Annotated in this window: 8 protein-coding genes; 3 read left to right on the top strand and 5 right to left on the bottom strand. The window is 73.8% G+C overall.

The genetic code is table 11. The annotated features are described in order from the left end of the window. Positions 1-532: hypothetical protein (locus F9B16_RS46155; protein WP_225992542.1), on the bottom strand; the 532-nt coding region annotated here is incomplete at its 3' end. Positions 533-691: 159 nt separating this feature from the next. Here F9B16_RS46155 and mtnA point away from each other — a divergent pair. Next, positions 692-1,723, top strand: a complete 1,032-nt coding sequence (gene mtnA, locus F9B16_RS46150; RefSeq protein WP_151546613.1) for an S-methyl-5-thioribose-1-phosphate isomerase — start codon at positions 692-694, stop codon at positions 1,721-1,723. Between the two features lie 25 nt (positions 1,724-1,748). Here mtnA and F9B16_RS46145 read toward each other — a convergent pair whose 3' ends face one another. Then, positions 1,749-3,911, bottom strand: coding sequence for a M28 family peptidase (locus F9B16_RS46145; RefSeq protein ID WP_151546612.1), 2,163 nt, complete (start codon positions 3,909-3,911; stop codon positions 1,749-1,751). A gap of 189 nt (positions 3,912-4,100) precedes the next feature. Between F9B16_RS46145 and recD2 the strand changes: the two genes are divergently transcribed. Next, the gene (gene recD2, locus F9B16_RS46140) at positions 4,101-6,350 is read left to right on the top strand and encodes an SF1B family DNA helicase RecD2 (protein WP_151546611.1); all 2,250 of its coding nucleotides are present in this window, start codon (positions 4,101-4,103) and stop codon (positions 6,348-6,350) included. A 7-nt stretch (positions 6,351-6,357) separates the two neighbouring features. On the opposite strand, the gene F9B16_RS46135 is transcribed toward recD2, so the two are convergent. The 3 genes from F9B16_RS46135 to F9B16_RS46125 form a co-directional block, all read right to left on the bottom strand. Continuing rightward, positions 6,358-7,149, bottom strand: coding sequence for an MBL fold metallo-hydrolase (locus F9B16_RS46135; protein WP_151546610.1), 792 nt, complete (start codon positions 7,147-7,149; stop codon positions 6,358-6,360). Positions 7,150-7,164: 15 nt separating this feature from the next. After that, the gene (locus F9B16_RS46130; RefSeq protein WP_151546609.1) at positions 7,165-7,746 is read right to left on the bottom strand and encodes a TetR/AcrR family transcriptional regulator; all 582 of its coding nucleotides are present in this window, start codon (positions 7,744-7,746) and stop codon (positions 7,165-7,167) included. A 72-nt stretch (positions 7,747-7,818) separates the two neighbouring features. Next, the gene (locus F9B16_RS46125; protein WP_225992540.1) at positions 7,819-8,391 is read right to left on the bottom strand and encodes a TetR/AcrR family transcriptional regulator; all 573 of its coding nucleotides are present in this window, start codon (positions 8,389-8,391) and stop codon (positions 7,819-7,821) included. 60 nt (positions 8,392-8,451) lie between these two features. On the opposite strand from F9B16_RS46125, the gene F9B16_RS46120 reads away from it, so the two are divergent. Continuing rightward, the coding region (locus tag F9B16_RS46120; RefSeq protein WP_151546608.1) for an MFS transporter at positions 8,452-9,146 on the top strand (695 nt) is incomplete at its 3' end.

Below are 9,146 nucleotides of genomic sequence, written 5' to 3'. Positions count from 1 at the left end.
CGCCGACGCCCTCCCAGGCGGCGCCGTCCAGCCGCAGGCGGAGCCGGACGCCCGGCCAGTCGCGGGCGAACGGGCCGGTCAGCGCGAGGACGCAGCCGTGCTTGCGGGCGAGGGCCGACAGCCGGCGGACGGCGGCGGCGCCGGGCCGCTCCGGCGGGCACAGCAGCACCAGCTCGACCGCCTCGGCGAGCGCCGCGACGACGTCCGGCCAGCGGTCGCCGGGGTCGTCGACGAGCAGCAGCCGCTCGGGCTCGGCGCCCATCCCGGCGGCGGCGACGACGCCGAACGACGGGACGCCGACGATCCCGCACCAGCCGCCCGCGCCGTCCTCGCCGCCGTGCCGCGAGACGCCCGCGACGAGCGCGAGGGCCAGCGACGCCGCGCCGGGCCCGTCCAGCCCGGTGACCGAGCCGGGACGCAGCCCGCCGGGGATCACCGGGCGCAGCGCGGGCAGCACGGGGACGGCGCGGGCGGGCGGCGCGGACGCCTGCTCCAGCGACCTCGCCAGGTCCCGCAGCGCCGCCTCCGGCACGGTCGTCCCTCCTCTCGCGCCCCTCCGCCTAATTTCGAACACAGGTTCGACCTCTGTCAAGTTACCGCAGGTCACGGTATGGATGTCCGGGACGGTCCGGGGCGCCGAAAAGCCTTGCCGGGTACGGCTTCACCACGCCCGGCGGGCAGAATGGGCGATATGACGGACGACGTGCGGACGGTGGAATGGGCCGGGGACGGGCTGCGGCTGCTGGATCAGACCGTGCTGCCCGGGCGGGTCGAGCACGTCGTCGTCCGCGACGTCGAGGCCCTCGTGGACGCGATCCGGCGGCTGGTGGTGCGCGGCGCGCCCGCGCTCGGCGTGGCGGGCGCGTTCGGCGTCGCCGTCGCGATGCTCCAGGCCGAGCGCGAGGGCTGGGACGCCGCGGCGCGCGACGCGGCGATCGCCCGGGTCCGGGAGGCGCGCCCCACCGCGGTCAACCTCGCGGCGGGCGTCGACCGGGCCGTCCCGCTCGTCCCCAAGGGCGTGGACGCCGTGGTCGCCGAGGCACAGGCGGTGCTGGACGAGGACGTCCGCAACAACCGGGCCATCGGCGCGTTCGGCGCCGACTGGATCACCGCCCGCGCGCCGGACCGCCCGCTGCGGATCCTCACCCACTGCAACGCCGGCGCGCTCGCGACCGCCGGCTGGGGCACGGCCCTCGGCGTCGTCCGCGAGCTGCACGACCGGGGCCGGGTCGAGAAGGTGTACGCCGACGAGACGCGCCCGCTGCTGCAGGGCTCCCGCCTCACGGCCTGGGAACTGGTGCGGGCCGGGATCACCTGCCTGGTGCAGGCGGACGGCGCCGCGCCGAGCACGATCCTGCGCGGCCTGGTGGACGTCGCCGTGATCGGCGCCGACCGGATCGCCGCCAACGGCGACACCGCCAACAAGATCGGATCGGTGGGCGTGGCGCTGGCGTGCGCGGCGGCGGGCGTGCCGTTCGTGGTCGCCGCACCGTGGAGCACGGTCGACCTGTCGCTCGCGTCCGGCGACGGGATCCCGATCGAGGAGCGCGACCCCGGCGAGGTGCTCGCCTGGAACGGCGTCCGGACGGCCCCGGACGCCGCCGGCGCGTTCAACCCGGCGTTCGACGTCACCCCGGCCCGCCTGGTGTCGGCGCTGGTCACCGAGACCGGCGTCCTGGAGGTGGCGGACGGCGAGACCCCCGGCCGGGCCGCGCGGACCTGACGTCCGCACGGCCCGGGACGGGATCTCAGCCGTCGCCCTCCGGGGTGAGGGTGCGGGTGGCGGCGCGCAGGGACGAGTAGAGGCGCGCCTCGTAGGCCTTCGCGGTCGCCGGGTCGTTCTGCAGGAACAGGGCGTCGTTGAGGCCGGGGAGCCGCTGCGTGGCGTAGCCGGTGTCCATGCCCGGGGCGTAGATCTGGTGCCGGTACCAGGGACGGCCCGGCAGCCCCGCCTGGGACAGCAGGTCGCGCTCGTCCTGCATGAGCCGGGCGTTCAGCCGCCGGAACTCCGCCGTGTCGCCCTTGCCGAGCGCCTGCTGCGCGCGCGCCTGCAACGCGTCGGCGGCCTTCTGCCACGCCTTGGCCTGGTCGATGTCGCGGGACACGTCCACGACCACCTTGCCGAGCCGCGTGCGCTGCTGCTCGGTGAACGCGGTCAGGTACTGGGCGGTCTCGGCGGCGTACGGCGAGTACCGCAGCGCCACGACGTCCGCGTCGGCGAGCCGCAGCGTCGCGATGCCGACGAGCCGCGACATCGCCGCGTGGTACTCCCAGGTCGGGTCGCCGAAGTGCGACATCCAGTAGAAGTCGTCGCACGAGCAGTGGTAATTGCCGGACGACCCCGGCGACGACGAGCCGAGGTTCATCGCGGGCACGCCGTAGCGCTGGAAGAACGCCTGGAAGTCCGAGCCGCCGCCGATGCGGTCGATCGGGGTCTTGCCGCCGTTCTGCGCCTTCCACGCGTCGTAGGCCGTCCCGTCCGTGCCGGGCCAGGCGACCTCCTTGGCCGCGTCGATGACGGACTGGTCCAGCGCGGGCGTCGCCTCGGCGCCGAACTGGGAGCCGCCCGCGCCGTCCATGTTCACGTACGCGACGGCGTTGCGGAGGCGCTCGCCCTGCTGCTCGGCGTACTCGGTGGAGCCGAACAGGCCGTACTCCTCACCGTCCCAGGTGGCGAGGACGACCGTCCGCTTCGGCCGCCAGCCCTGCTTGAGGAGCGTGCCGAGCGCCCGGCCGATCTGCAGGACGTTCTCGGTCCCGGACAGGTTGTCGTCGCTGCCGTACGCCCACGCGTCGTGGTGCGCGCCGAGCACGACCTCCTGGTCGGGCCGCTCGCTGCCCGGGATCGTCACGGTGACGTCCCACAGCCTGCGGACCTGGAAGGCGTTCTCCAGATCGAGGTGGACCTTCGTGCCGCCCGGGCCGAGGCGGTAGGTGAACGGCAGGCCGCCCTGCCAGTCCTTCGGCGCCTGCGCGCCGGTCAGCGAGCGCAGCAGCGGCTCGGCGGCGCCGTAGGAGATCGGCAGCGTCGGGACGAGGCCCTGCAGCATCGGCGCCTCGGACGGCTTCAGCCGCCGGGCCTTCGGCGAGTCGTCCGACCAGCCGGGCGTCAGCGGGTCGCCGGACGCGAGCTGGATCTGCGCGACGCTGCCGCGCTGGATGCCGTCGGACGCGCGCCACGGCCCGTCCGGGTACACCGGGCCCCGGGCGAACCCGTCGTCGGCCGGGTCGGAGTAGATCAGCACGCCCTTGGCGCCGTACCGGGCGGCGTCGCGCGGTTTGATCCCGCGGAACACCTGCCCGTACCGGACGAGGACGATCTTGCCCTTGACGGAGACGCCGGCCTTGGCGAGCTGCTCGAAGTCCTGGGGGCGGCCGTAGTTGGCGTAGACGACGTCGCCCTGCACGTCCCCGGACGGCGACAGCCCGTTGTGCGCGGGGATGACCTCGTCGAAGTGCTTCTGCCAGGGGCGCTGCTTCTCCTTGACCGGCAGGGTTGCGCGCTCCGGCGCGGTCATCTGCAGGCTGACCTTCTTCGGCAGCGACGTGTAGGCGTAGTAGGTCCTGATCTGCGGCTTCAGTCCGTACGAGGCGAACTGCTTCGCGATCCGCTGGACGCGGTGCCAGTCGCCGGTCGTCGTGGTGACGGCGGGCTCGCTGGACAGCTCGGCGTCGAGCGACCGGGCCTTCGCCGCGGACGGGACGGCGCTGAAGAGCTTCTCGTACTGGCGCTGCCAGCGGGAGCCCTGCGCCGTGAAGCCGGCGATTGGATCGTTCCCAGTGGTTGGGGCGGTGGCGGGCTGCGCGGTGGCGGGCTGCGCGGTGGCGGGTGCGGCGTCGAGGGTGGCTGCGGCGAGGGTGACGGCGGCGGCGCTCAGGGCCGCCAGTGCCGGGGTTCGGGAGCGGAACACCAGCGTTACCTCCCAGTACGTGCGGTACGGGTGCGCCCGGAACGTACGTCGCGATCAACGGAAGATCCAGAACCGCTGCCGGATCCGGCCACGGCCCCGCCGTCAAGATCACTTCCCGGCCGCCGTGATCTGCATGTTCCTGGATCGATCAAGAAAATCGGCCCGGCGCGGCCGCGCGGATCCGACATCATGAGGTTTGTGACGTCGCGCGCCCCGAATCCGGCTCAGCCCCCGCCGCCGCGCCCGGTGGTGCTGGAGGCCGTGCTGGAGCGCGTCACCTACGCCAACGAGGACACCGGCTACACCGTCGCGCGCGTCGCGACGGAGCGGACCGGCGGCGACCTGCTCACCGTGGTCGGCGCGCTGCTCGGCGCGCAGGTGGGGGAGAGCCTGAAGCTGACCGGGCGGTGGCGGTCGCACCCGAAGTACGGCAAGCAGTTCGAGGTCGACTCCTACACGACCGTGCTGCCGGCGACGATCCAGGGCATCCGCCGCTACCTCGGCTCCGGCATGATCAAGGGCATCGGCCCGGTGATGGCGGACCGGATGGTCGGCCACTTCGGCACCGACATCCTGCGGATCATCGAGGAGGAGCCGGAGCGGCTCGTCGAGGTGCCCGGGCTCGGCCCCAAGCGGACGAAGCGGATCGGCGACGCGTGGGAGGAGCAGAAGGCCATCAAGGAGGTGATGGTCTTCCTTCAGGGCGTCGGCGTCTCGACGTCGCTCGCCGTCCGCATCTACAAGCAGTACGGCGACCGGTCGGTGGAGACCGTCCAGAAGGAGCCCTACCAGCTCGCCGCCGACGTGTGGGGGATCGGGTTCAAGACGGCCGACACGATCGCGCAGGCCGTCGGCATCCCGCACGACAGCCCGGAGCGCATCAAGGCGGGCCTCCAGTACACGCTGTCGGAGGCCGCCGACGACGGGCACTGCTTCCTGCCCGAGCCGAACCTCGTCACGGCGGCGGAGAAGATCCTCGGCGTCGAGCGGGACCTGATCGTCCCGGCGCTGGACGAGCTGGCCCGCGACGAGGGCGTCGTCCGCGAGCCGATCCCGGGGGAGGGGGAGGACGCCGCGACGATCCCGGCCGTCTACCTCGTCCCGTTTCACCGGGCGGAGCGGTCGGTGGCGCGCGGCCTCCGCGAGCTGCTCGACGCGAAGCAGGACCGGCTCGCGGCGTTCGCGGACGTCGACTGGGACAAGGCGCTGCCGTGGCTGAAGAAGCGCACCGGGCAGGCCCTCGCGCCCGAGCAGGAGCAGGCCGTCAAGCTCGCGCTGACGTCCAAGGTCGCCGTCCTCACCGGCGGGCCCGGCTGCGGGAAGAGCTTCACCGTCCGGTCCGTCGTGGAGCTGGCCGCCGCGAAGAAGGCGAAGATCGTGCTGGTCGCGCCGACCGGACGGGCCGCCAAGCGGCTCGCCGAGCTGACCGGGCACGAGGCCGCGACCGTCCACCGGCTGCTGCAGCTCCAGCCCGGCGGCGACGCCAAGTACGACCAGGACAGCCCGCTCGACGCCGACCTCGTCGTGGTCGACGAGAGCTCCATGGTCGACCTGATCCTGATGAACAAGCTGGTCAAGGCCATCCCGCGCGGGGCGCACCTGCTGCTGGTCGGCGACGTCGACCAGCTCCCGTCGGTCGGCGCCGGCGAGGTGCTGGCCGACCTGCTCGGCGCCGAGGCGATCCCGCGCGTCCGGCTGACGAAGATCTTCCGGCAGGCGCAGCAGTCCGGGATCGTGGTGAACGCGCACCGCGTCAACACCGGCGAGCACCCGCACACGCGCGGCTACCCCGACTTCTTCCTGTTCGCCTGCGACGAGCAGGAGGAGGCCGCCGAGCTGACCGTCGACGTCGTCGCCAACCGGATCCCGCGCAAGTTCGGCCTCGACCCGCGGCGCGACGTCCAGGTCCTCACGCCGATGCACCGTGGCGTCGCCGGGGCGGGGGCGCTGAACTCGCAGCTCCAGGAGGCCCTGACCCCGCACCGGGACGACCGGCCCGAACGCCGCTACGGCGGGCGCGTGTTCCGCGTCGGCGACAAGGTCACCCAGCTGCGCAACAACTACGACAAGGGCGAGGCGGGCGTCTTCAACGGGACGGTCGGCGTCGTCACCGCCGTGTCGCTGGAGGAGCAGTCGCTGACCGTCCTCACCGACGAGGACGAGAGCATCGACTACGCCTTCGACGAGTTGGACGAGCTGGCGCACGCCTACGCCATCACGATCCACCGGTCGCAGGGCAGCGAGTACCCGGCGGTCGTGATCCCGCTGACGACCGGCGCGTGGATGATGCTGCGCCGCAACCTGCTCTATACCGGCATCACCCGCGCGAAGAAGCTGGTCGTGCTGGTCGGGTCGCGGCGGGCGCTCGCCGCGGCCGTCCGCACGGCGGGCGCGGGCCGCCGCCACACGGCCCTCGCCCACCGCATCAGCCACATGTAGCGGACGATCACGCGTAGCGCGCGAACTCCCACGGGTCGTGCGCGGAGAACACCTCGACGCCGCCGCCCGGGTCGAGGACCAGCTCGCGCAGCCGCGCGACGCCCGCGAGCCGCTGCTCCCGGTCCACTTCCCCGCTCGCCTGGACGAGGTCCATCAGCGGGTGCCCGGCGGGTTCGGGCCGGTCGACCTCGCCGTGGTACATGTACGCGTCCCCGGCGTGCAGCAGCCAGCGGTCCCCGTACCGCACCGCGACGCCGGCGTGGCCGGGCGTGTGCCCGTGCAGCGGGATCAGCAGGACGTCCTCGGCGACGCCGTCGAGGGGCCGGACGCCGTCGAACCCGTTCCAGTGGTCGCCGGGCCCGCTGTCGTAGGTCACCCATTTCGGGCCGTGCGCGAGCTGCGCGGGGGTCTTGCCGCCGTCCGCCCGCTCCGCCTCGAACAGGTGCACCGCCGCGTCGGGGAAGTCGCTCAGCCCGCCCGCGTGGTCGCGGTGCAGGTGCGTCACCACGATGTGGCGGACGTCCGAGGGGGACAGGCCGAGGGCCTCCACCTGGGCTTTCGCCGTCGTGGCCGGGTCGAGCGCCGGGCGCGTCATCTCCACCCAGTCGTCCATCAGCCGCCCGGACGGGTCCGCGATGTCGCCGGCGCCGATGCCGGCGTCCACCAGCACGAGCCCGGACGACTCCGTCTCCACGATCAGGACGTGGCCGACCGCGTGCGCGGGTCTCAGCGGGCTGTCCGGCCCGTCGGCCGGTTCGATCTCCAGCATCCGGGCGCAGTCGACATGATGCACGCGCATATGGGCCCCCTGTGATCAGCGAGTGGTGGTGGATTCGATCAGGTCGGCCAGGTGGGCCGTCACCGTGCGGAGCACGGTCGTGTCCTTCTGGACGCGGGCGAGCATCAGGGCGCCCTGCAGGGACGACAGGACCGTCGTGGCCAGCGGTTCGGCGCGGTCCTCGGGGACGCCCCAGCCGCGCAGCGCGAGGGCGATGCCCTGCTGCCACTCCCTGTAGACGGTGTCGCAGGCCGAGCGGATCGGCTCGCTCTCCGCGGCGGACTCCAGGGCGACGGTCGCGACCGGGCACCCCTTCGCGAAGTCCGACTCGATCAGGTTGCGGGCGAAGTACTCGCCCATCGCGGCGATGCCGGACCGCGCGTCCCGCGCGGCGAGCACGGCCTCCGCGAGGGAGTCGCCGACCTCCCGGCCCGCCAGCGTCACCGACTCCGACGCCAGCTGCTCCTTGCCCTCCGGGAAGTGGAAGTACAGCGACCCCTTGGGGGCCCGGCTCTCCGCCAGGACCTGGTTCAGCCCCGTGCCGTGGTAGCCCTGCCGCTGGAACAGCTCCGCCGCGGTCCGCAGGACCCGCTCTCTCGTCTCGCCCCGTGGTGCCATGCCCGCCACTCTAGACCGACTGGTCTAGCTATTCAATAGACCGGTCTCCCTATTCGACGGAGATCGCGCGTGTCAGCCGCGTGCGGCGTACCGCTCGATGGCGGCGGTGAAGATCTCCTCGGCCAGGTCGTACACCTCTTCGACGCCCTCCGGGTCGCCGGTGAAGCGCCTGTTCGCCTCCGACGCGGCCAGCCCCATGCCGACCGTGTCGAGCAGCCGCTGCAGCGGCCGGACGACGTCCTCCGGCACCCCCGCGTCGCGCAGCATCGCCTGGATCGCGTTGCGCGGGCGGCGCGACTCCTCGGTGACGGTCGGCCGGGTCAGCAGCAGCATGAACAGGTCGGGATGCCGGCGGGCGATCGCGCGGATGCCGGACCCGAACGCGCGCAGCCGGTCCCGCCAGGGCAGCGCGGGATCGTCGTCCGGCATGTCGCGCAGCAGGCGCTCGACGAGCCCGTCCAGCAGCCCCTGCTTGTCGCCGACGTAGCGGTACAGGGCCATCGGGGTGACGCCGAGCCGGTCGGCGACGGCGCGCATGCTCACCGCGCCGAGGCCGCGCTCCTCGGCGAGGTCGACGGTGGCGTCGAGCACCTCGTCCCTGGTGAGGCCGCGGGTGCCGCGCCCGCGCTGGGCCGGGGTCTTCACGGAGCGCAGTCTAGCCCTTAATATACGCCGTATATCTACGCTGTATATTAAGGAGGCGCCATGCGCGTCGCGCACCGTCCGGCGTGGACCACCGCCGTCGCCTCGGCGGCCGGCTACCTGCTCGTCCTCGACCTCGTCGGGGTCAACATCGCGCTGCCCGACCTGCGCCGGCGCCTGGACGCGGGGCTCAGCGGGGCGCAGTGGGCCATCGACGCCTACGCCCTCGCCCTCGCCGTCCTGCTGCTGCCCGCCGGGGCGCTGGCGGACCGGTACGGGCGCCGCCGGATGTTCATCACCGGGCTCGCCGCGTTCACCGCCGCGTCCCTGGCCTGCGTGCTCGCGCCGACCGCGGGGGCGCTCGCCGCGCTGCGGGCCGTCCAGGGCTGCGGCGCGGCCGTGCTGTACGGGACGGCCTCGCCGCTGCTCGCCGCCGCCTACCCGGCGGGACGCGCCCGCAACCGGGCGATCGGCGTGTTCGCCGCCGCGTCCGGCGCCGCCATCGCCACCGGGCCGCTCGCCGGGGGCGCGCTCACCGGGCTGTTCGGCTGGCGGGCGATCTTCCTGCTGAACGTCCCGTTCGGCCTCGTGGCGCTCGCCATCGCGCTGCGGTCGGTGCGCGAGTCGCGGGACCCCCGCCCCCGCCCGTTCGACCCCGTGGCGACCGCCTGCCTGACGGCGGCGCTCGGCGGGCTGATGTGGGCGCTGATCGAGGGCCCGCACCTCGGCTGGGGCGCGCCCGGCGTGCTGCTCCCGCT

It is taken from the genome of Actinomadura montaniterrae, from assembly GCF_008923365.1.
Classification (GTDB): domain Bacteria; phylum Actinomycetota; class Actinomycetes; order Streptosporangiales; family Streptosporangiaceae; genus Spirillospora; species Spirillospora montaniterrae.
The sequence above is the reverse complement of the archived record's forward strand: the minus strand, read 5'-3'. Positions and strand labels throughout refer to the sequence as shown.

Bases quoted from the DNA above. Each gene is read 5' to 3' on its own strand.
- recD2 (WP_151546611.1), top strand. From the start codon at position 4,101: ATGAGGTTTGTGACGTCGCGCGCCCCGAATCCGGCTCAGCCCCCGCCG.
- mtnA (WP_151546613.1), top strand. From the start codon at position 692: ATGACGGACGACGTGCGGACGGTGGAATGGGCCGGGGACGGGCTGCGG.
- F9B16_RS46135 (WP_151546610.1), bottom strand. From the start codon at position 7,149: ATGCGCGTGCATCATGTCGACTGCGCCCGGATGCTGGAGATCGAACCG.
- F9B16_RS46130 (WP_151546609.1), bottom strand. From the start codon at position 7,746: ATGGCACCACGGGGCGAGACGAGAGAGCGGGTCCTGCGGACCGCGGCG.